At 67.9% G+C, this 18840-nt stretch carries 22 protein-coding genes; 9 read left to right on the top strand and 13 right to left on the bottom strand.

All coding sequences use genetic code 11. The annotated features are described in order from the left end of the window. Positions 1–77 precede the first annotated feature (77 nt). The 3 genes from AC1DCJ_RS05530 to arsH form a co-directional block, all read right to left on the bottom strand. Positions 78–1166 (bottom strand): DUF5694 domain-containing protein, encoded by a 1089-nt coding sequence (locus AC1DCJ_RS05530; protein ID WP_478070316.1) that lies wholly within the window; start codon positions 1164–1166, stop codon positions 78–80. A 117-nt stretch (positions 1167–1283) separates the two neighbouring features. Beyond that, positions 1284–1694 carry an arsenate reductase (glutaredoxin) gene (arsC, locus tag AC1DCJ_RS05525; protein WP_478070315.1) on the bottom strand — a complete coding sequence of 137 codons (411 nt, stop codon included), beginning with the start codon at positions 1692–1694 and terminating at the stop codon, positions 1284–1286. Continuing rightward, positions 1691–2431 carry an arsenical resistance protein ArsH gene (gene arsH, locus AC1DCJ_RS05520; RefSeq protein ID WP_478070314.1) on the bottom strand — a complete coding sequence of 247 codons (741 nt, stop codon included), beginning with the start codon at positions 2429–2431 and terminating at the stop codon, positions 1691–1693. The genes arsC and arsH overlap by 4 nt, the downstream gene beginning before the upstream one ends. Positions 2432–2470: 39 nt before the next feature. Between arsH and AC1DCJ_RS05515 the strand changes: the two genes are divergently transcribed. The 6 genes from AC1DCJ_RS05515 to accC all read left to right on the top strand — a co-directional run bounded on the left by AC1DCJ_RS05515 (position 2471) and on the right by accC (position 6833). Next, on the top strand, positions 2471–2782 hold the full coding sequence (locus tag AC1DCJ_RS05515) for an ArsR/SmtB family transcription factor (RefSeq protein ID WP_313245956.1): 312 nt from the start codon (positions 2471–2473) through the stop codon (positions 2780–2782). Between the two features lie 9 nt (positions 2783–2791). Continuing rightward, a complete protein-coding gene (gene arsB, locus AC1DCJ_RS05510; RefSeq protein ID WP_478070313.1) occupies positions 2792–3850 on the top strand; it encodes an ACR3 family arsenite efflux transporter in 1059 nt (352 codons plus the stop codon). Between the two features lie 188 nt (positions 3851–4038). After that, positions 4039–4488, top strand: a complete 450-nt coding sequence (gene aroQ, locus AC1DCJ_RS05505) for a type II 3-dehydroquinate dehydratase (RefSeq protein WP_137190553.1) — start codon at positions 4039–4041, stop codon at positions 4486–4488. Continuing rightward, complete coding sequence (locus tag AC1DCJ_RS05500) at positions 4488–4910, top strand: lysozyme inhibitor LprI family protein (protein ID WP_038685863.1); 423 nt, start codon at positions 4488–4490, stop codon at positions 4908–4910. The genes aroQ and AC1DCJ_RS05500 overlap by 1 nt, the downstream gene beginning before the upstream one ends. Before the next feature lie 53 nt (positions 4911–4963). Then, the gene (gene accB / locus AC1DCJ_RS05495) at positions 4964–5455 is read left to right on the top strand and encodes an acetyl-CoA carboxylase biotin carboxyl carrier protein (protein WP_038685861.1); all 492 of its coding nucleotides are present in this window, start codon (positions 4964–4966) and stop codon (positions 5453–5455) included. A 10-nt stretch (positions 5456–5465) separates the two neighbouring features. Then, on the top strand, positions 5466–6833 hold the full coding sequence (accC, locus tag AC1DCJ_RS05490) for an acetyl-CoA carboxylase biotin carboxylase subunit (protein ID WP_038685860.1): 1368 nt from the start codon (positions 5466–5468) through the stop codon (positions 6831–6833). A gap of 341 nt (positions 6834–7174) precedes the next feature. Here the strand turns inward: accC and AC1DCJ_RS05485 are convergent, their stop codons facing one another. From AC1DCJ_RS05485 to AC1DCJ_RS05470, 4 genes are all read right to left on the bottom strand, one after another. Further along, positions 7175–8233 carry a hypothetical protein gene (locus AC1DCJ_RS05485; protein ID WP_478070312.1) on the bottom strand — a complete coding sequence of 353 codons (1059 nt, stop codon included), beginning with the start codon at positions 8231–8233 and terminating at the stop codon, positions 7175–7177. 156 nt (positions 8234–8389) lie between these two features. Continuing rightward, the gene (locus AC1DCJ_RS05480) at positions 8390–9127 is read right to left on the bottom strand and encodes an alpha/beta fold hydrolase (RefSeq protein ID WP_478070311.1); all 738 of its coding nucleotides are present in this window, start codon (positions 9125–9127) and stop codon (positions 8390–8392) included. Next, complete coding sequence (locus AC1DCJ_RS05475) at positions 9127–9498, bottom strand: hypothetical protein (protein ID WP_137190557.1); 372 nt, start codon at positions 9496–9498, stop codon at positions 9127–9129. Before AC1DCJ_RS05475 ends, AC1DCJ_RS05480 begins: the two co-directional genes overlap by 1 nt. After that, on the bottom strand, positions 9495–10454 hold the full coding sequence (locus AC1DCJ_RS05470) for a hypothetical protein (protein WP_137190558.1): 960 nt from the start codon (positions 10452–10454) through the stop codon (positions 9495–9497). The genes AC1DCJ_RS05475 and AC1DCJ_RS05470 overlap by 4 nt, the downstream gene beginning before the upstream one ends. Before the next feature lie 183 nt (positions 10455–10637). Here AC1DCJ_RS05470 and prmA point away from each other — a divergent pair, with 183 nt between their 5' ends. The 3 genes from prmA (at position 10638) to fis (ending at position 12872) form a co-directional block, all read left to right on the top strand. Continuing rightward, positions 10638–11558, top strand: a complete 921-nt coding sequence (gene prmA / locus AC1DCJ_RS05465; protein ID WP_137190559.1) for a 50S ribosomal protein L11 methyltransferase — start codon at positions 10638–10640, stop codon at positions 11556–11558. A gap of 53 nt (positions 11559–11611) precedes the next feature. Continuing rightward, positions 11612–12484, top strand: coding sequence for a DUF3426 domain-containing protein (locus AC1DCJ_RS05460; RefSeq protein WP_478070395.1), 873 nt, complete (start codon positions 11612–11614; stop codon positions 12482–12484). A 112-nt stretch (positions 12485–12596) separates the two neighbouring features. Continuing rightward, positions 12597–12872: a DNA-binding transcriptional regulator Fis gene (fis, locus tag AC1DCJ_RS05455; protein WP_038685853.1), complete on the top strand. Its 276-nt coding sequence runs from the start codon at positions 12597–12599 to the stop codon at positions 12870–12872. Positions 12873–13037: 165 nt separating this feature from the next. Here the strand turns inward: fis and AC1DCJ_RS05450 are convergent, their stop codons facing one another. The 6 genes from AC1DCJ_RS05450 to AC1DCJ_RS05425 are packed head-to-tail and all read right to left on the bottom strand — an operon-like array spanning position 13038 to position 18838. Further along, positions 13038–14024, bottom strand: coding sequence for a phosphatidate cytidylyltransferase (locus AC1DCJ_RS05450; RefSeq protein WP_478070310.1), 987 nt, complete (start codon positions 14022–14024; stop codon positions 13038–13040). Then, positions 14021–14653, bottom strand: a complete 633-nt coding sequence (locus tag AC1DCJ_RS05445) for a lysophospholipid acyltransferase family protein (protein WP_038685849.1) — start codon at positions 14651–14653, stop codon at positions 14021–14023. The genes AC1DCJ_RS05450 and AC1DCJ_RS05445 overlap by 4 nt, the downstream gene beginning before the upstream one ends. 33 nt (positions 14654–14686) lie before the next feature. Next, the gene (locus AC1DCJ_RS05440) at positions 14687–15112 is read right to left on the bottom strand and encodes a hypothetical protein (RefSeq protein WP_478070309.1); all 426 of its coding nucleotides are present in this window, start codon (positions 15110–15112) and stop codon (positions 14687–14689) included. After that, complete coding sequence (locus AC1DCJ_RS05435) at positions 15109–16443, bottom strand: phosphatase PAP2/dual specificity phosphatase family protein (RefSeq protein ID WP_478070308.1); 1335 nt, start codon at positions 16441–16443, stop codon at positions 15109–15111. The genes AC1DCJ_RS05440 and AC1DCJ_RS05435 overlap by 4 nt, the downstream gene beginning before the upstream one ends. After that, positions 16440–18194 carry a bifunctional alpha/beta hydrolase/class I SAM-dependent methyltransferase gene (locus AC1DCJ_RS05430; protein WP_478070307.1) on the bottom strand — a complete coding sequence of 585 codons (1755 nt, stop codon included), beginning with the start codon at positions 18192–18194 and terminating at the stop codon, positions 16440–16442. Before AC1DCJ_RS05430 ends, AC1DCJ_RS05435 begins: the two co-directional genes overlap by 4 nt. Positions 18195–18232: 38 nt before the next feature. Further along, the gene (locus tag AC1DCJ_RS05425; protein WP_137190563.1) at positions 18233–18838 is read right to left on the bottom strand and encodes a CDP-alcohol phosphatidyltransferase family protein; all 606 of its coding nucleotides are present in this window, start codon (positions 18836–18838) and stop codon (positions 18233–18235) included. Between the last annotated feature and the right edge of the window lie 2 nt (positions 18839–18840).

The raw sequence follows: 18840 nt of genomic DNA, 5'->3' as shown, positions 1-18840 counted from the left end.
GCCGGAAGTTATCTCCTGGCCTAGCCGAACCCCTGCATTTGAAACGGCGTGCTTAGGCGCCACGCCGTCGATGGGCGTCAGCGCAGCACGTCCTCGGCATCCACCAGCTGCACGTCGTGCATCAGGTTGAGGTAGGCCTCGTAGTAGGGCTTGTGCGACGCGCCGACGATGGCCAGCAGGCGCATGCCGGGGGTCTGCCCGACCACGTCGCGGATGTTGGCGACCATGCGGAGGTTGCGGGTTTCCCAGTAGCCCACGTAGTTGCGGCCGAATGCCTGCGGCGACGGTTCCACCAACGCTGCACCGAAATCGCTGCGGTAGGTCTGCATCGCGCCTTCCGGTGCGTTGTAGGCGCGGTAGATCGCCAGCAGGCCGTCAGGCTGTGCCACGTTGGCGTACAGCGGAATGTCCGCAGCGGCGCGGGCTTTCGAATACGGGTTGTCCCATGCCTTCGTGATCGCATCAGCCGCAGCCTTCTCCACCTCCTTGGGGGTGGGCGAATCGGCGGTGTGGTCATCCACCGCCCACACCCGCTCCAGTCCCAGCCGGGCGGCGAGCGTGGCGGCTACAAGCACGGACTCGTCGCGCCGCTGCAGGCGTTTGTCCAGGAAAGCCACCAGCGCGTCGGTCATACCGTCAGCGGCAATGCGTTGCTCGGCGGGCAGGCGCAGCCATTGCACCACCGCGGAGTTGCGCTCACCGGCGGCCAGCCATACCGCCGCCAGCCGTCGCCGCTGCGCCGCACTGGGGGTGGCGGGCCACTGGGCCAGCAGGCGCTCGGCCTCGGCGTTGGCGGCCGGTACGTCCAGGCCGGTTGCGGCCTGCGCCGGCCCGGTATCCACGCAGTAGCTGCTGACGCTGTCGGCATACCGCGCGGGATTGCGGCGCATGTAGTCGCACTGCAGGCCGGACACGGCCTCCACCGCAATCGCCTCGGGCTTCCATGCGGCCAGACGCTCGAGCAGCGGTTCCAGCTGGGCGGGTGCGAAGGCCTCCGGCATGCCCGACAGGTGCGGCGAGCCCAGCACCAGCACCTCGTTGGGCCGGCCCGCCGGCGGGCCCTTCAGCTGATCGGGGTGGAAGGGGGTCTGGTACCCCGTCCCGGCGGCCAGCGCGCTGGCGCTGCACAGCCCAAGAATGAACATACCGCTGATGCGTCCGATCATGCTGCCTCCATGCAATGGCGGGTGCCTTGCCTGGACGCGATGCTGGTGCACCGGGCGCGCAGCGGAAACCCCCGATGGTCATGGCAACCCTTCCGGCGTTTGCTGCATCGGGATCGGTCAGCTCCGCTGCCCCGCGTCCACCACCTCGCCGTCTTCCTTGATGAAAGGACGCGTCATCGGCGGCAGAATCTCCAGCACGACCTCGGAGGGACGGCACAGCCGGGTGCCCAGCGCCGTCTGCACGAACGGCCGGTTGATCAGGATCGGGTGGGCCAGCATCGCGTCCAGCAGTGCGTCGTCGCTGAGCGCGGCGTCGCCCAGCCCCAGCGCGTCATAGGGCGTGCCCTTCTGCCGGATGGCATCGCGAACGCTCAGGCCCGCCGCTGTGATCAGCTCGATCAGGCGCGCGCGGCTGGGCGGGTGGGCCAGGTAGTCGATGACCTCCGGTTCGATGCCCACGTGCCGAAGCATCGCCAGCGTGTTGCGCGAGGTGCCGCAATTGGGGTTGTGGTAAATGACGGCGTTCATGCGCCCTCCGTCTGGTTCAAGGCTGCGTCCACCACGCCGGCAGCGGCCGCAAGCGCGACCGCCTCCACCGCGCCCTTGCGTTCGCTGTAGCGGTCCACCAGGTAGTCGCTGCGCCCGCGCACCAGCAGGGTGAACTTGACCAGTTCCTCCATCACGTCCACCACGCGATCGTAATAGGCCGACGGCTTCATCCGCCCCGCGTCATCGAACTCCTGCCACGCCTTGGGCACGGACGACTGGTTGGGGATGGTCACCATGCGCATCCAACGGCCCAGCACCCGCAGCGCGTTGACCACGTTGAACGATTGCGAGCCACCGCAGACCTGCATCACCGCCAGCGTGCGTCCCTGGGTGGGGCGCACGCTGCCTTCTTCCAGCGGCAGCCAGTCGATCTGATTCTTGAACACCGCCGTCAGCGTGCCATGCCGCTCCGGGCTGACCCACACCTGGCCTTCGGACCACAGCGATGCCTGGCGCAGTTCCTGCACCTTGGGATGCGTGGCCGGTTCGGCATCGAGCATCGGCAGGCCACGCGGATCGAACAGCCGGGTGTCCGCCCCAAGCTGTTCCAGCAGCCGCTGCGCTTCCAGCGCCAGCTTGCGGCTGAACGATTGCGGACGCAGCGAGCCATACAGGATGAGGATGCGCGGGCGGTGATGCAGCGGCGTGCCCTGCTCCAGCCTGGCGGCCGAGGGAAGGTCCAGAGCGCCGGGCACTACGTTGGGGAGGGGGTGCATGGGGTTGTCCATCGCGAATAGTTCCATTATTCTAGAATCATGGAACATACGACGGCAACACATGCACTGGCTGCCCTGGGCCACGCCACCCGACTCTCGATCTTCCGCCTGCTGGTGCAGGCCGGCCGCGGCGGCAAGCTGGCCGGCGACATCGCCCAGGCGCTGGCGCTGCCCGGGGCCACGCTGTCCTTCCACCTGAAGGAGCTGAGCGCGGCCGGGCTGATCAACGCCGAGCAGCGTGGCCGCACCATCTGCTACCGGGCCGAGTTCCAGGCCATGAACGCACTGGTGGCCTACCTCACCGAAAACTGCTGCGCCGATGATGCGGCCTGTGACCGGCCCGGTTGCTGAGCACGCGCCATGACCCCTCAGCCCCCGCGTCTTTCCTTTCTGGATCGCTACCTCACCCTCTGGATCTTCCTGGCCATGGCGCTGGGCGTGGGGCTGGGCGCGATGTTCGACGGCGTACCGGCCGCGCTGGACAGCCTGTCGGTCGGTTCAACCAACGTCCCCATCGCGATCGGCCTGATCCTGATGATGTATCCGCCGCTGGCCAAGGTGAAGTACGAGGAACTGCCCCGGGTCTTCGCCGACAAGCGCGTGTTGCTTCTCTCGCTGCTGCAGAACTGGGTGGTGGGGCCACTGCTGATGTTCGGCCTGGCCGTGCTGTTCCTGCGCGACTATCCCGACTACATGACCGGCCTGATCCTGATCGGCCTGGCGCGCTGCATCGCCATGGTGCTGGTATGGAACCAGCTGGCCCGCGGTGACAGCCAGTACGTGGCAGGGCTGGTGGCGTTCAACTCGATCTTCCAGATCGCACTGTTCAGCGGCTATGCGTGGTTCTTCCTGTCGTGGCTGCCCTCGATGCTCGGGCTGCAGGGCAGCGTCATCAACGTCAGCTTCTGGACCATTGCCGAGGCGGTGCTGATCTACCTGGGCATTCCGTTCCTGGCCGGCTTCCTCACCCGGCGCTGGTTGCAGGCGCGCAAGGGCGCCCGCTGGTATGAAGAGACGTTCCTGCCGCGAATCAGCCCGATCACGCTGGCCGCGCTGCTGTTCACCATCGCGGCGATGTTCAGCCTGAAAGGGGGCGAGGTGCTGCGCATTCCGATGGATGCGGTGCGCATCGCCATCCCGCTGACGCTGTACTTCCTGATCCAGTTCATCCTCAGCTTCCTGATGGGCCGGTTCATCGCCCGCGACTACCCACGCACCACGGCCATCGCGTTCACCGCGGCCGGCAACAACTTCGAACTGGCCATCGCCGTGGCGATCGCGTCCTTCGGGCTGGCCTCACCGGTGGCGTTCGCCGCCGTGATCGGGCCGCTGGTGGAGGTGCCGGTGCTGATCCTGCTGGTGCATGTGGCGTTGCGTCTCGGGAAGCGGTGGTTTCCAGCGGACGCGCATACCGGGTGAGCGCTCCGGGTCGTGGCACGGCCGTGCAGGGGCGCGTGTTGCATCAGGCGGGTGAGCGCGTGAGATGCTGGCGGGGCGGGTGAATGCAGCGCATTTCAAACAATCGATTGAAACACGCGTAACTTCGCCGAACTGGACACCATCAGCCGGTTCCGCCAGACTTCGCCCTTTCCCGCTTCGTGGCACCCATGGCGAAACTGCTGGTCCTGCATGGCCCCAACCTCAACCTGCTCGGCACACGCGAGCCGGGGGTGTATGGGCACACCACGCTGGCGCAGATCGACCAGGCCCTGCTGGCCCAGGCGCACGCCGCCGGGCATGACGTGGAGAGCCTGCAGTCCAACGCCGAACACCACCTGGTGGACCGCGTGCAGGCCGCCCGTGAAGACGGCACCGCCTTCATCCTGATCAACCCGGCCGCGTTCACCCATACCTCGGTGGCCCTGCGCGATGCGCTGGCCGCGGTGGACGTGCCGTTCATCGAAATCCACCTGTCCAACCCGCATGCGCGCGAGCCGTTCCGCCAGCACAGCTATTTCAGCGACAAGGCGGTGGGCGTGATCTGCGGCTTTGGGGCCGACAGCTACCGCTACGCGATGGATGCCGCCCTGACCCGCCTGCAGGGCACGCGCGCCTGATGACGCTGCTGCGCGCCCTTGCCTGCGTGGTGCTGTCGGCTGGCCTGTGTGCCGGCGCGGCGGCATCCGACCGTGAGGCCGAAGGCATCGACTGTGCGCACCCGACCACCACGATGGAGAGCGACCTGTGCGCCTCGGACGTGGCGGCCGCCGCCGACGTCGAACTCAATGCCGTGTATGCGCAGGCGCGCAAGCAGCTGCGTACGCCGGCCAAGGGCGGCAGCTGCAGCTACTGCGGCAATGCCGAACAGGAGCTGGTGTTGGCGCAACGTGCCTGGATGCAGCTGCGCGACCACGACTGCAATGCGGTCTACGCCCTCAACTCCGATGGCACCGCGCGCAATGGCGCGCAGATGCGCTGCCTGATCACCCTGGCGCGCGACCGTACGCGGCAACTGCGCGATTTCTACGAATTGCTTTGACCCGAGCGCACCGCGCTTCCCACCACACTGACACCACGAGCCAAGAGGCCCCCATGGATCTCCGCAAAATCAAGAAGCTGATCGACCTGCTGGAAGAGTCGAACCTCGCCGAAATCGAAATCAAGGAAGGCGAAGAGTCCGTGCGCCTGTCGCGCGCCCCGGTCTCCGGCTACGGCATGATGCAGGCCGCCCCGCAGATGATGATGGCGCCCGCGCCGGTGCAGGCCGCCGCGGCCCCGGCGATGCCGATGCAGTCGCCCACCGAAGCCTCCACCGGCGGCACCGCCAAGGCCGGTAATGCCCTGCCGGACGGCCACGTGCTGCGCGCACCGATGGTCGGCACGTTCTACTCGTCGTCCTCGCCGGACAAGCCGGCCTTCGTGTCGGTGGGCCAGGCCGTGAAGGCAGGCGAAACGCTGGCGATCATCGAAGCGATGAAGATGTTCAACCCGATCGAAGCCGATGTTTCCGGCACCATCGTCGCCATCCTGGGCGAAAACGGCCAGCCGGTCGAATTCGACCAGCCGCTGTTCGTGATCGGCTAAGGACTCGTCCATGCTCGACAAAGTCGTTATTGCCAACCGAGGGGAAATCGCGCTGCGCATCCTGCGCGCGTGCCACACCCTGGGCATCCGCACGGTGGCCGTGCATTCCACGGTCGACCGCAACCTCAAGCACGTGGCCATGGCCGACGAGTCGGTCTGCATTGGTCCGGCACCGTCGTCTGAGAGCTACCTCAACATTCCGGCGCTGATTGCCGCGGCGGAAGTCACCGACGCCCAGGCCATCCACCCGGGTTACGGCTTCCTGTCGGAGAACGCCGACTTCGCCGAGCGCGTGGAAGAGTCCGGTTTCATCTTCATCGGCCCCAAGGCCGACACCATCCGCCTGATGGGCGACAAGGTGGAAGCGATCCGTGCGATGAAGGCTGCCGGCGTGCCGTGCGTGCCCGGCTCGGGCGGCCCGCTCACCGACGACATCGTGGCCAACACCAAGATTGCCCGTGAGATCGGTTACCCGGTCATCATCAAGGCGTCCGGTGGCGGCGGCGGTCGCGGCATGCGCGTGGTGCATGCCGAGGCGTCGTTGAAGGCGGCCATCGAGACCACCAAGTCCGAAGCGAAGGCTGCCTTCAGCAACGACCAGGTGTACATGGAGAAGTTCCTGGAGAATCCGCGCCACGTGGAGATCCAGGTGCTGGCCGACGGCCAGGGCAACGCCATCCACCTGGGTGAGCGCGACTGCTCGATGCAGCGCCGCCACCAGAAGGTGGTGGAAGAAGCGCCGGCACCGGGCATCAGCGACGAAATGCGCGAGCAGATCGGCAAGGTCTGCGTGGAAGCCTGCATCCGCATCGGCTACCGCGGCGCGGGTACCTTCGAGTTCCTGTTCGAAGACGGCCGTTTTTACTTCATCGAAATGAACACCCGCGTGCAGGTGGAGCATCCGGTGACGGAGATGGTGACCGGCATCGACCTGGTCTGCGAACAGCTGCGCATTGCCGCCGGCCAGAAGCTGACCATCAAGCAGAGCGACGTGGTGCTGACCGGTCACGCGATCGAATGCCGCATCAACGCCGAAGACGCCGAGACCTTCGTGCCGAGCCCGGGCCAGATCACCGCCTTCCATCCGCCGGGTGGTCCCGGTGTGCGCGTGGATACCCACATCTACAGTGGCTACCGCGTGCCGCCGAACTACGACTCGATGATCGGCAAGCTGATCGTGCACGGCCCGGACCGCGAAACCGCGATCGCGCGCATGCGCGTGGCGCTGAGCGAGATGGTGGTCGATGGCATCAAGACCAACGTGGCGCTGCAGCAGCGGATCATGCGCGACAAGGGCTTCCAGGCCGGTGGGCAGAACATCCACTACCTGGAAAAGCGCCTGGCCGAACGCAAGAACAAGTCGATTGCGTTGACCTGATCGCGCGGTAGAGCGTTACAGCAGAAAGGCGGGGGATTCCCCCGCCTTTTTGTTTGTCCGGAATATGGGTTACGGGGAGCGGTTCCTGCGTGCCGACCAACGGTCGGCACCTACCGGTGCCTGGGCCGGTTCCCCGTGCCGACCAACGGTCGGCACCTACCGGTGCTTGGGCCGGTTCCGGTGGGTCGACCAAGGGTCGACACCGACCGGTAGGTACCGACCGTTGGTCGGTACGCTTTGCCTCAACGCAGCAGCGCGATGAGCAGCAGGATCGGGATCGGAATGCCCAGGAACCACAGCAGCAGGTATCTCATGGTGAATCCTCCTCGTTGAGCGGTGGGTTACAGGTCGCGGCGGCGGCCGCCCCAGGTGGCGAACAGGCTGGCGCTGAACGCGCCGATGAGCAGCGTGATGAACAGCCACAGCGCCGCGTAGGCGGTTGCCTTGCGGGCGTCGTCAGCCGCCTGCTTGGCGTCGTTCTTGGCCTTCTCCAGCGAGGCGCGCAGGCGGGTCTGCATGTCGGTCACGCGGGCCTGTGCTTCGGCCTGGCTCATGCCGGTCTGGTTGGCCACCAGCTGCGCCAGGTACTGGGTATCGGCCGGGTCCATCGCATCGCCCTTCAGGCTGTTGACCACGATGCGGTTGACCTCACCACGGACGTCACCCCGACCCGGACCCGGGCCGCGTTCGGCACCCGGCATCGGGCGCGGCGGCGGTGCTACGGCGCCTGCCTGCGGCTGCACCATCGCCGGTGCAGCGCCGGCAACCGGTGCCGGCGGCGGGCCCATCGGTGCGGCCGGTGCAGCCGGTGCATTCGGATTGGCGCGGAACAGGCCATCCACCCAGTACTGCAGGTCGCCGTTGTCACCGCCCATGGCGGCCGGACCGGCAGCGGCGGCCAGCCCGCCTGCGGTGGTGGCGGCCGCCCCTGCGGTGGCACCGGCCACCTTGGCGCCCGCGCCCAGCACGCCGCCGATGGCGGTGGTGAGCAGGCCAGCGGTCAACAGCGTAGCCACCGACCACGACAGGAAGCCGTGTGCGGTATCGCGGAAGTAGGTCTCATCGCCGTGCAGGTTGCTCCACTTGTTGCGCAGCCGGCCCGCGAGATAGCCGCCCAGTCCGGAGGCGGCAATGGCAGTGAAGGTGAGCCAGGCAATGCTGGACCAGCCGAACGCCTCGGCCGACACGCCCTCATAAGACCACGGCGATACCGACGACAGCCCCAGGCCGACGCCCAGGATCAACAACACCAGCGACAGCGCGGCAGCCGCGGCGGCACCGGCGAAGATTGCGCCCCAGGACGTGGCACTGTCGTGCGGCGCAATGGGGGGCGGGGTGACGACCGCAACCGTCGCGGTGGCGTGTGGTTCGGATGCGGCGTAATCGCCTCGGGTATTCATTCGACAGGGTCTCCGGCACGTGCGCTGCGGATGCAGCCAACACCCGCAGGCTGCGCGTCACACCGTGAATTGCCCGAGATCCGTAAGCGAAGACCGCGTGGACAGGATCACAACGCGCCGGTCACATCGGGTGTATGCCGGCTACGCCCACGACTGTTACGCGCTGCCGCAGACATCCTGCATGAAGGCAGCCACCACCTGCGCCGCCGCTTCCGGCCGCGCCTGCAGCATCAGATGCGGGCCGTCCAGACATCGAGTGGCCTGCGCGGGCAGCAACGCCGACAGGTGGCGCTGGCAGCGCCGGGGCAATAGGCGATCCTGCACCGCATGCAGGCATAGCGTGGGCAGCCTCATCGCGCCTGCGTGGACAGCGACATCGACGCCGAGCGCGGCAATCGCACGGCTGCGCAGCACATCCGCATCGACACTGGCGAGGGCATCGCGCAGCGCATCGCGCAAGGCGGGCGTGCTCCAACGGCCCAGCAGCAGCCACGACAACGCGGGCATCGGCAGCGCACGCACCGGCGCCCAGTACAACAGCGATTGCAGGCGACGCCATGCCAGCCAGGGCGAACGCGCGAACGTGGTGGAGAGGATCACACCACGCAGACCGGGCGGCGGTGCAGCGGCGATGGACAACGCCAGCGGCCCCGAAAACGATTCACCCAACAGCAGGTAGTCGCCGTCGGTAGGCAATGCCTGCCGCACGAAGCTCGCGAGCGCGGGGTAGTCCAGCGTGCGGTCGACGGGGTAGGCAATCACCGTGACCACCACCCCAAGCCGCTGCATCGCGGCGGAGAACGCGGCGTGCTGGCTGCCGGTCGCATCCAGACCGGGCAGCAGCACCAACCGCAGCGGGCGCGTGGCAACCACGCCCCCTTCGGCCTGCGGCATCAGCGCGGCGCGTTCGCCGCGGTCACCTGGCTGTTCTTGACCGGTGCCACGCCCAGCGACGAGGTCGGGTCGACAATCACCATGGTTTCGGTGGAACCATCGGGCCACACCACCTGGAAGGTGCTGCCGGCCGGCAGCGACGCGAACGGCATGCCGCTCTGCGCGCGGTATACCGCGGCCACCTGGCTGGCACCGGCGCGTCGCACGTCTTCCTGCGTCTTCACCGAGGTCAACTGCACCTTGGACAGGTTGCGATAGCGATCCTCATAGGTATCGATCATCACCAGCCCGACCGCGCCGGCCGAATAGGCCACGAACAACACCACCCAGAACCAGAACTTGGCACCGTGCAGGAATCGACGGTAATTCATCGCCCTTTCCTCTTCTTGATCAGTTCTTCAACCAAAGCCTTCATTTTCCCCGCACCTTGCCGCGAAACCGCGGCGTCATAGACGAAGGTGGCAAAATCCTGCCCACCGTCCTGCGAACAGATCCCACCGTTCGCGCAGAAATTGTTCATCAGCACACTGTCCGGCCCGCAGGCCATGCCCAGCTGGCATGCACCCAGCCGCCAGGCCAGTTCACTGAACTGATCCCCTGCCACCAGACCCTCCAGCGCACGGTCGCCGCTGGCGCGTTGTCCCATCGCCGGCGACAGCGCCATGAAGGCTTCCGGGTCGCGGGAATCGAGCACGCGCTCGACCAGCCCCCGGCGATACTCCGGCGTGGTCATCAACGGTTGGCCGTCGGCGAACAACGACGCCTCGGCGGCCAGGTTGCCGGCCTTGGCCGCCTGCTGGCGCTGGGTGAGGATCAACTGGCGTCCCAGTCCGTCGCTGGCCACGAAGCCGCCACAGCGTCGCGCCACGCGCTCGCGGGCCTGCACCATGGCCGGCGCGGCGGTCAGGCCCAGCCCGTTCAACAGCGCGTTGTCCAACTGGTAGCCGCCCGGATCCATCGCATAGATGGCGCAGTAGTCGTACACGCGGCTGACCATCCACGACGCTTCGGCATTGCCGTTGGCGGCCTGCAGTTGCAGGCGCTGGGCATAGGCGAACAGATCGGTATCGCCTTCGATGTCGGCGCGGATATCCAGCGGCAGGCCGGAGGCCACCGCAGTGCCGCGCTCGATCGACAGCAACTGGCGCGCCAGCTGCTGGGCCTGCATCGGCGCGGACGAGACCAGCGTTACCGGCGCTTCGTCCACCGTACCGGGCACCGTGTCGTCGTGCCGCACATGCCCACCGGCGCGATAGCCCACCACCCCCAGCAACGCCAGGGCCGGTACGACCAGCAACCAGGTTTTGAGGGTGGGCACGAGCGCCATGCGCAGGACCGGAAGATGCCCGTAGGGCAGCGGAACGCCAAGTTTAGCAAGCCCTCCGGGCCGTGTCTGAACTGCGTGGCGGTTGCATTCTCGCCACCGCGCGAGACTGACCAAGGGCGCGCCACGGGCCGCAGGCCCCCACAATGGTCTAGCATTCACGGTTTTCCGCAGGTAATTCTTCCCATGCCGTTCCTGGAACTCACCCTCCGCTGCAGCGAATCCACCCAGCCCCGCTACGAAAATGCGCTGGACGATGTCGGCGCGCTGGCGGTGACCCTGCTCGACGCCGATGCCGATACCAGCAACGAGCGCGCCATCCTGGAACCGGGCGTGGGCGAAACCCCGCTGTGGAACGACCTGGTACTCACCGCCCTGTTCGCGGCCGAGACCAACGCACTGGCGCTGCTGGCCGCGCTGGAGGCTTTCGACCCGGGCCTGGACTGGTCCGATGCCAGCTTCCGTGCGGTGGCCGATGAAGACTGGGAGCGCGCATGGCTGGACCAGTTCCAGCCGATGGCGTTCGGCGAGCGCACCTGGATCGTGCCGTGGAACCACGACCTGCCCGAGGCCGCGCAGGCCGACGATGCCGCCGTGATCCGTCTCGACCCGGGCCTGGCGTTCGGCTCGGGCACCCACCCCACCACCGCGCTGTGCCTGCGCTGGCTGGACAGCCTGGCCGCCGAGGGCGTGCTGGACGGCCAGACCGTGCTCGATTTCGGCTGCGGCTCGGGCATCCTGGCGCTGGCGGCATTGAAGCTGGGCGCGGCGCGTGCCGTGGGCGTGGACAACGACCCGCAGGCGGTGATCGCCACCGGCGACAACGCGCAGCGCAATGGCCTGGAAGATCGCCTGCAGGTCTACCTGCCGCACGACGAGCCGCCGGCTACCTACCCGGTGGTGGTGGCCAACATCCTGGCCTCGGCACTGGATGCCCTGGCCGATGTACTGGCCGCACGCGTGGCCCCCGGTGGGCGCATCGCGTTGTCGGGCATCCTGCATGGCCAGGAAGACGAGTTGCTGGTGCGCTATGCGCCGTGGTTCGAGCAGCTGGAAACCGCCCAGGACGAAGACTGGATGCGCATCACCGGCGTGCGCCGCGCCTGAGCTGGCGTGAACGTGCTTGAATGGGCGCGACCCTGCCGCCCGGCCCCGAATCGATGACCGAGCCTACCCCGCCACCCCGCCGCCCGCTGGCCACCTTCCTGCGCGCCAGCCCGGACGATGCGCCGCGCGAGCGGCCGCTGCCGGACGACGCACCACCGGCCACGGACGGCGCGTTGCGTGAGACGCCTGCGCAGATCAGGCCGCCTGAGATAGCGGTGTTCGATCCGCCGCCGGCCGAACGCGATGACCGTGAGCCGCCCGTGGCGGACGTAGCGCAACGGCAACCGACGCACGCGACGGCCAACACCGACGATGACACCGTGCACGCCGCTGCCGGCGACCCGATGCCGCAGCAGGATGCGACCGACGACGACGGCAGCATGGACGTGCCTGCACCGGCGATCGGCGCAGGCAGCGCCGCCGCACCCAGCTTCATGCGGTTGCGCGCCGCACGCCTGCACACCCCGCGCTGGCAATGGAGCGTCCTGGCCGGGCTGGTGCTGTTGCTGGTGCTGCAGATTGCCGTGGCCGACCGCGCGCGGTTGGCCGCCGATGCCGGCAGCCGGCCGTGGATTGCCGGGCTGTGCAGCGTGCTGCGCTGCACGTTGCCTGCGTGGCAGGAGCCGGCGGCGTTCAGCATGATCAGCCGCGACGTGCGTCCGGTGCCGGGCCAGCCCGGTGCACTGCAGGTGCAGGCCAGCTTCCGCAACGATGCGCGCTGGGCCCAGGCCTGGCCGGCGCTGCGGCTGTCGTTGTCCGATGCCGATGGGCGCGTGATCGGCACCGGGGTGTTTGCCCCGCACGATTACCTGGACCGTTCGCTTGACGCCAACAGCGTATTGGACCCCGGCCAAAGTGCACAGATTGCGTTCCGCGTACGCGAGCCCGCCGCCTCCACCGTCGCATTCACCTTCGAGTTCCAGTAACCGTGCCTGGCGCGTCGAGCGTGGCGGGCTGCCCACGCACGCGCTAGACTGGCCCCCTACAATTCTCCGACCGGGGCTGCTGTCCGCCCCGGCATCTGCACCGGGAACCTCCTTGAACGCTGTCCTTTCTCGTCCTGACAATAGTCGTGGCGCGCCGAAGCCACCGCTGCGCGAACACGTGGCCCAATCGGTCCGACGCTACCTGCGCGACCTGGATGGCTGCGATGCCGACGATGTGTACGAGATCGTGCTGCGCGAAATGGAAATCCCGTTGTTCGTGGAAGTGCTCAACCACTGCGAAGGCAACCAGAGCCGCGCCGCGGCCATGCTGGGCATCCACCGCGCCACGCTGCGCAAGAAGCTGAAGGAATACGGCATCGCCACCTGATGCCGTGCATCGACCAACGGTCGATGCCTACCGGTTTGGGTCATGCGCTACGGTTGCTGACGTGCATCGGCCAACGGTCGATGCCTACCGGTTCGGGTCATGCGCCACGGTTGCTGACGTACATCGACCAACGGTCGATGCCTACCGGTTCGGTGTCGGTACGGGTCACGCGCTCCAGAAATACCGCACCAGGTGGAAGAACACCGGCGCGGCGAAGCACACCGAATCCAGCCGGTCGAGCATGCCGCCGTGGCCTTCGATCATGTGACCCCAGTCCTTGATGCCGCGATCGCGCTTGATCGCCGACATCACCAGGCCGCCCCAGAAGCCCATCAGGTTGACTGCCAGCGACATGCCGAACGCCTGCCACGGCGTGAACGGGGTCAGCCACCACAGCGCCGCGCCCAGTGCACTGGCCGACAGCACGCCGCCGATGAAGCCTTCCACGGTCTTGGACGGCGACAGCTTCGGCGCGATCAGGTGCTTGCCGATCAGCTTGCCCCAGATGTACTGCAGTACGTCCGAGGACTGCACCACGATCACCAGGAACGCGAACAGCAGCAGGTTGCGCGCCGGGTCCACCCCGGCCAGCTTGAGGTTCAGCAGCGCCGGTACGTGCGAGATGCAGAACACGCAGATCATCAACCCCCACTGCACCTTGGACGTCCGCTCCAGGTAGTCGGTGGTGTCGCCACCGATGGTGGCCAGGATCGGCAGGAACAGGAACGCGTAGACCGGAATCAGCAAGGTGTACATGCCGTACCAGTCGGTCCACACCAGCCAGTACTGCCACGGCAGCACCACATAGAACGCGGCCAGCAGCGCGTAGTAATCGCCGGCACGGGTGGGGGTGAGCGTGATGAACTCGCGCAGCGCGAACAACGACACCAGCGCGAACAGCAGCACCACGCCGGTTCGCCCGAAGAAAAACGCCAGCGCGACCACGGCCGCCATCACCCACCACGCGCGGATCCGCGACACCAGGTTGGCCAACACGCTGCTGGGCGCATGCCGCGCGCGCCAGCGCAGGGTTTCGGCGATGAGCGTGGCCACCACCAGCACCGCCGCAATGCCGGCAAACAGCAGGCGCGTCTGCGCGTGCGTGGACAACTGCGCCACGTCGGTGGCCAGTGTCGAGAGCCAGATGGTCATGCGCGCTCCCTGCGCGGCTGCGGGTCCAGCGCCATCAGCGACAGCCGCGCGCGCTCCAGGAAGCGGTCCTTGTCTTCATCGGCCTTCAGCCGCAGCGGCTCGCCGAAGGTGGTGGTGCACAGCAGCGGCAGCGGCAGCCAGCGGCCCTTGGGCATCACCCGCTTGAGGTTGTCGATCCACACCGGCACGAACTCCAGTTCCGGACGCTGCCGGGCCAGGTGGTAGATGCCGCTCTTGAACGGCAGCACGCCCTCGTCGGGATTGCGCGTGCCTTCGGGGAAGAGGATCAGCGAATTGCCTTCATCCACGGCCTGGCACAGGCAGGCGATCGGGTCTTCAGTGCGTTTGGTTGCATCGCGCTCGATCAGCACGCCGTTGAACACCGCGTGGATCAGATAGCGGCGCAGGCCATCGCGCTGCCAGTAGTCGGCCGCCGCCACCGGTCGCACCTGGCGGCGCAGGGTGATCGGCAGCGCCGACCAGATCAGCACGAAATCCCCGTGGCTGGCATGGTTGCCGTAGTACACGCGGTGGTCGCTGGACGGGGCGCAGCCCTGCCACAGCGCGCGCGCCCCGGTGAGCGCGCGGATGGCGAAGCTGCAGCCGCGCGCGATGAGGTCAGCAAACATGGGCAGGCGTCCTTGCGAGGGGCGGTGGTGGCATCACGGCAACGTCTTCAGGACCAGCGCGCCCAGCAGGCACACCGCCTGCGCGCCGAGCGCCAGCAGCTGCCAGCGCAGCAGGCGGCGCATGCCCTGCCAGCGCGGTTGCCAACCCCGCGTGGCGGTGGACGCTTCGCGCAGCCCCAGCTTCTGCAGCACGTCATCGATCACCCCGGGTGCGGCGTCGGGATGGCTGACCTGCAATGCCTCCAGCAACGCCGCATCGAAGCTGACCCGGGCGGCGTAGTACGCCTGCACCGCACCAGCCAGCAGCGATACCAACGCAGGCACTGCCACCACCAGCGGCGGCATCGACAGGCACAGCAGTGCCAGCGCCGCGCCTGCGAGCAGCACCGAGATGCCGGTGGCCATGCGGGCCTGGCGCAGCACCGCGGTCATCACCCGCAACTGGAACAGCATGCTCATGCGCTCACCTGTGTGCTTCCGTTGGCCGCGGCGGCATCGCGCACGGCCTGTTCAATTGCATCGCGGTGCCGGTCATGCAGCACGATATGCGGGCAATCCAGCTGCAGCAGGCGGATCGCCGCGTCGGCACTGTCGGCGTGTCCGCTGCGGCACAGCCAGGTGGCCACGGCCGCCGCACTGCGCGAATACCCCAGCGCGCAGCACACCAGCACCTCGCCACGGCGATGCCCGTGTGCAATGGCCTCGGCAGCACGCTGCAGGTCGTGCGCGGTGGGGGTGGCCAGGTCCAGCATCGGCACGCTGCGGTAGTGCCGCACCTGCCCCGCGAAGGGCAGCTCGGCACACACGTCCACCACGGTGGACATCGGCAAGGATGCCCCGGCCGCCGGCATGCGTCCGAGCCACACGCCGTCGATCACCAGTTGCGGCTGTGGCGCGCGCCGGGTCCACCAGCGCGAGTTCAACCAGGCCGCCAGCAGGTACGGCGCCAGCAGCCAGCGCGCGGCCATGCTCAGCCGGCCGTCTTCCTGCTTCTGGAACACCGCCGTGCCCAACGCGGCGTAGCCCAGCGCCACCAGCGCCAGGGACACCGCCGGCCAGCCCAGCCACAGCACCCAGCCACTGAAGGTCAGCGCCAGCGACGCGCACAGCGCGCTGCCCAATCCGTACAGCATCGCCAGCCGCCAACGCGTGCCGTCCTGCGCCCACTGCCAGTGGGCCAACGGCGAGCGGCCGTGCGCCGGCCACAGCCACACGCACAGCCAGCCCACGGCCACGCCGGTGGGCACGTCCACGAAGTGATGCTGCCAAGTGGTCAGCACCGAAATGCCGATCAACGCAAACCACACGTGCAGGGCCGCACGCCACCACCCGCGCAGGTGCTGCTGGAAGCGCACCCACAGCACCACCAGCAGCACGATGTGCAGCGAGGGGGCCTGGTTGAACGGTTTGTCGAAGCCCAGCAGCACGTCGAACAGCCAGCCGAACACGCCGGTCGTTTCCGGTCGCTCCAGGCTGAAGCGCAGCGGCCAGAGCAGGAAACAGGCCACCGACAGCAACTGCGCGGTGAGCAGCCGGCGCGCATGCATGTCCAGTTCGGCGCGCTGGGTGCAGATGAAGAACGAGGCCACGTAGAACAGGTCGATGGACCAGTACGGCACGATGGTCCACGGCTGGAACGGAATGGCCGCTTCCCAGTCGAACACGATGGAGGGCACGTAGGACAGGCGCCCGGCCATCGCATTGGCCAGGCCATAGCTGAGGAAGAAGAACGGCCCCAGCAAGGCCAGCCACAGCAGGGCGCGGCGCCAGGGCCGCACGCCCTCGGTCACGGCAGCACCCGGCGCGCCAGCGACACGGTGAAGATGCCGAAGCGGTCGATGCGCTGGGTGACCTTCTCGAACCCGGCCAGGCGCACCAGTTCATCCATTTCCTGCTGGGTACGCCGGCGCATCACCCAGGCCGCGCCTTCGCGGTGGCTGGTGAGCGCGCGCGCGATGAACTCCAGCTGCGGGTGCCACGGCTGCCCGGTGTACACCAGGTAGCCGCCTTCGCGCATGGCCGCGGCGATGCCCTGCAGCGAGCGCAGTACCGCATCGTTGTCGGCGAACAGCTCGTACAGCCCCGACACCGTGGACAGTGTGGGGGCCACCGGCAGGGCTGCCAGCGAAGCCGCATCGAACGCATCGCCCTGTTCGAAGGTGGCGATGTCATCGGCACCGAATTCGCTGATGAGCTTGCGCCCGTCGATGACGTTGCGTTCGCTGAAGTCGCGCAGGGTGATCGCATCGGCGCGCTGTTCGCCCTGGGCCAGTGCATCCAGCACGTAGCGACCATGCCCGGCGGCCACGTCCAGCACGCGCACCGGGTGCCCCTCGCCATGCAGATGCAACGCGGCCAGCTGCAGCAGCTCGCGCACATGGGTGCGGCGGATCCGGATGCCACGCCAGCCGATCGCGTCCAGGTAGTTGCGGTCGATCATGCGGCCCAGCGGGCCGCTCCCACGTGCCTGGTCGCGGTAGATGTAGTCCAGCGTGCTGCCCGAATCGAAGCCGCTTTCCAGACCCAGCGCGATGCCCTCCGACAGCGTGCCGCCGAAGCGCAGCCCGGCCCGGGTGAAACGCCAGTACAGGTCCTTGGCGCTGTTGCGCTGCGGGGGCCAGGACAGGATTTCCGCCTCGTCGAAGGTGGGGCCATGCCGGTGCGCATCGCGCAGGCTGGGCCGCACCAGCGGCTGCGCGAACCGCTCGCTGACAAAGCGGCGGATGGCCGCGATGGCCGGTGCACGGTCGCGCTCGCCCAGGGTGTCGTGGAAGAAGCCCGGCAACAGGTGGCGTTCCTTGATCGGCGAGGACAGCCGCTCGTAGAAGCGGTCCTGCGGCGCGCGATGCACCACGAAGTCCGACCCGGACACCAGCAGCTGGGTGGGCACGGTGATGGCCTGCGCATCGCCCACCACGCGATCGGCGGCCTCGTACAGCCCCAGCAGCACGCGCACCGAGATGGGCCGGGTGATCAGCGGATCGGTGCGGTAGCTTTCCACCCGCTCCGGATCGTGGGTGAGCCATTGCGGCTTGACGTAGCTGTTGACGAAGAAGTTGCCGCGCAGCTTCTGCATCAGTTTCAGCCCGGGCACCGCCAACGGCACGTACAGCTTGACCTTGAAGGCCGGCGAGGCAAGAACCAGCGCGCGCAGCGGCGGCGCGTAGTCGTGCACCCAGGTGGCGGCGACCACCGCGCCCACGCTCTGGGCGATGATCGCGATGTCCTGCACGGCAATGCCATGCTGCTGGCCGATATGGGCGATGAAGCTGTCCAGGTCGCGCACCAGCGCCTCGAACCCCGGCGCATCGCCGCGCTCGCCCGGCGACTGGCCATTGCCACGCGCATCCCAGGCGAACACATCGGTGTCGGGCAGGTCCAGCTCATCGACCAGATGCGCTACCCGGCCGGAGTGCTCATGGCCGCGATGCAGCAGCACCACCGCACGGCGCGTGGCAGCCAACCCGCTGGCCGACCAATGCCGGTAGAACAGCGGCTGGCCATCAAAACTGTGGAACTGCAGATGGTGCTGTGCGCGCATGCATCACTCCGTTGTGCATCCGGCGGGATCCGGCCACGTCAGCCGATCTCCGCCAATCCTTGTCGAACGCGCCGCCAGCTGGTCAGCACGCAGAGTGCGGCCGCTGCCCACGCGATCCATCCCACGATGGCGCCGTCGATCCAGCCCGGCGCCAGTAGCACGCCGATCAGGCCGATCACGAACGCCCGGTCGCTCTTGCCCATCGGCCCGTCATAGCGCCGGCTGGCCCCCACCATCACGCCCAGGACGCCAGCGTACTCGCAAACCGCGGCCATCCACGTCAGCGCCCACAACGCGGTGGGGTTCACCCCCGGCACGCTGAGCAGGCTGAGGTAGAGCGCGGCGTCGGCGACGATGTCGCACAACTCGTTGAGATACGCGCCCAGGCGCGACTGCTGGCCGAATTCCCGGGCCAGCATGCCGTCCACGGCGTTGAGTGCCATGCGCAGCAGCATCCACAGCGGCAGGGCCAGATACAGCAGCGGGTGCAGGGGCGCCCAGCGCCACACGGCAGCGGCCACCAGCAACGACACCCCCGCGGCCAACACCGTGACCGTATTGGCGGTGATGCCCGCGCGGTAAAGACCGCGTACGCCCGGGCGCAGCAGATCCTGGAAGCGCCCTTTCAATGCATAGATCGACATGC

It is taken from the genome of Stenotrophomonas sp. 10N36 (assembly GCF_056395005.1).
The sequence above is the reverse complement of the archived record's forward strand: the minus strand, read 5'-3'. Positions and strand labels throughout refer to the sequence as shown.

Bases quoted from the DNA above. Each gene is read 5' to 3' on its own strand.
- AC1DCJ_RS05530 (WP_478070316.1), bottom strand. From the start codon at position 1,166: ATGATCGGACGCATCAGCGGTATGTTCATTCTTGGGCTGTGCAGCGCC.
- arsC (WP_478070315.1), bottom strand. From the start codon at position 1,694: ATGAACGCCGTCATTTACCACAACCCCAATTGCGGCACCTCGCGCAAC.
- arsH (WP_478070314.1), bottom strand. From the start codon at position 2,431: ATGCACCCCCTCCCCAACGTAGTGCCCGGCGCTCTGGACCTTCCCTCG.
- AC1DCJ_RS05515 (WP_313245956.1), top strand. From the start codon at position 2,471: ATGGAACATACGACGGCAACACATGCACTGGCTGCCCTGGGCCACGCC.
- arsB (WP_478070313.1), top strand. From the start codon at position 2,792: ATGACCCCTCAGCCCCCGCGTCTTTCCTTTCTGGATCGCTACCTCACC.
- aroQ (WP_137190553.1), top strand. From the start codon at position 4,039: ATGGCGAAACTGCTGGTCCTGCATGGCCCCAACCTCAACCTGCTCGGC.
- AC1DCJ_RS05500 (WP_038685863.1), top strand. From the start codon at position 4,488: ATGACGCTGCTGCGCGCCCTTGCCTGCGTGGTGCTGTCGGCTGGCCTG.
- accB (WP_038685861.1), top strand. From the start codon at position 4,964: ATGGATCTCCGCAAAATCAAGAAGCTGATCGACCTGCTGGAAGAGTCG.
- accC (WP_038685860.1), top strand. From the start codon at position 5,466: ATGCTCGACAAAGTCGTTATTGCCAACCGAGGGGAAATCGCGCTGCGC.
- AC1DCJ_RS05485 (WP_478070312.1), bottom strand. From the start codon at position 8,233: ATGAATACCCGAGGCGATTACGCCGCATCCGAACCACACGCCACCGCG.
- AC1DCJ_RS05480 (WP_478070311.1), bottom strand. From the start codon at position 9,127: ATGCCGCAGGCCGAAGGGGGCGTGGTTGCCACGCGCCCGCTGCGGTTG.
- AC1DCJ_RS05475 (WP_137190557.1), bottom strand. From the start codon at position 9,498: ATGAATTACCGTCGATTCCTGCACGGTGCCAAGTTCTGGTTCTGGGTG.
- AC1DCJ_RS05470 (WP_137190558.1), bottom strand. From the start codon at position 10,454: ATGGCGCTCGTGCCCACCCTCAAAACCTGGTTGCTGGTCGTACCGGCC.
- prmA (WP_137190559.1), top strand. From the start codon at position 10,638: ATGCCGTTCCTGGAACTCACCCTCCGCTGCAGCGAATCCACCCAGCCC.
- AC1DCJ_RS05460 (WP_478070395.1), top strand. From the start codon at position 11,612: ATGACCGAGCCTACCCCGCCACCCCGCCGCCCGCTGGCCACCTTCCTG.
- AC1DCJ_RS05450 (WP_478070310.1), bottom strand. From the start codon at position 14,024: ATGACCATCTGGCTCTCGACACTGGCCACCGACGTGGCGCAGTTGTCC.
- AC1DCJ_RS05445 (WP_038685849.1), bottom strand. From the start codon at position 14,653: ATGTTTGCTGACCTCATCGCGCGCGGCTGCAGCTTCGCCATCCGCGCG.
- AC1DCJ_RS05440 (WP_478070309.1), bottom strand. From the start codon at position 15,112: ATGAGCATGCTGTTCCAGTTGCGGGTGATGACCGCGGTGCTGCGCCAG.
- AC1DCJ_RS05430 (WP_478070307.1), bottom strand. From the start codon at position 18,194: ATGCGCGCACAGCACCATCTGCAGTTCCACAGTTTTGATGGCCAGCCG.
- AC1DCJ_RS05425 (WP_137190563.1), bottom strand. From the start codon at position 18,838: ATGTCGATCTATGCATTGAAAGGGCGCTTCCAGGATCTGCTGCGCCCG.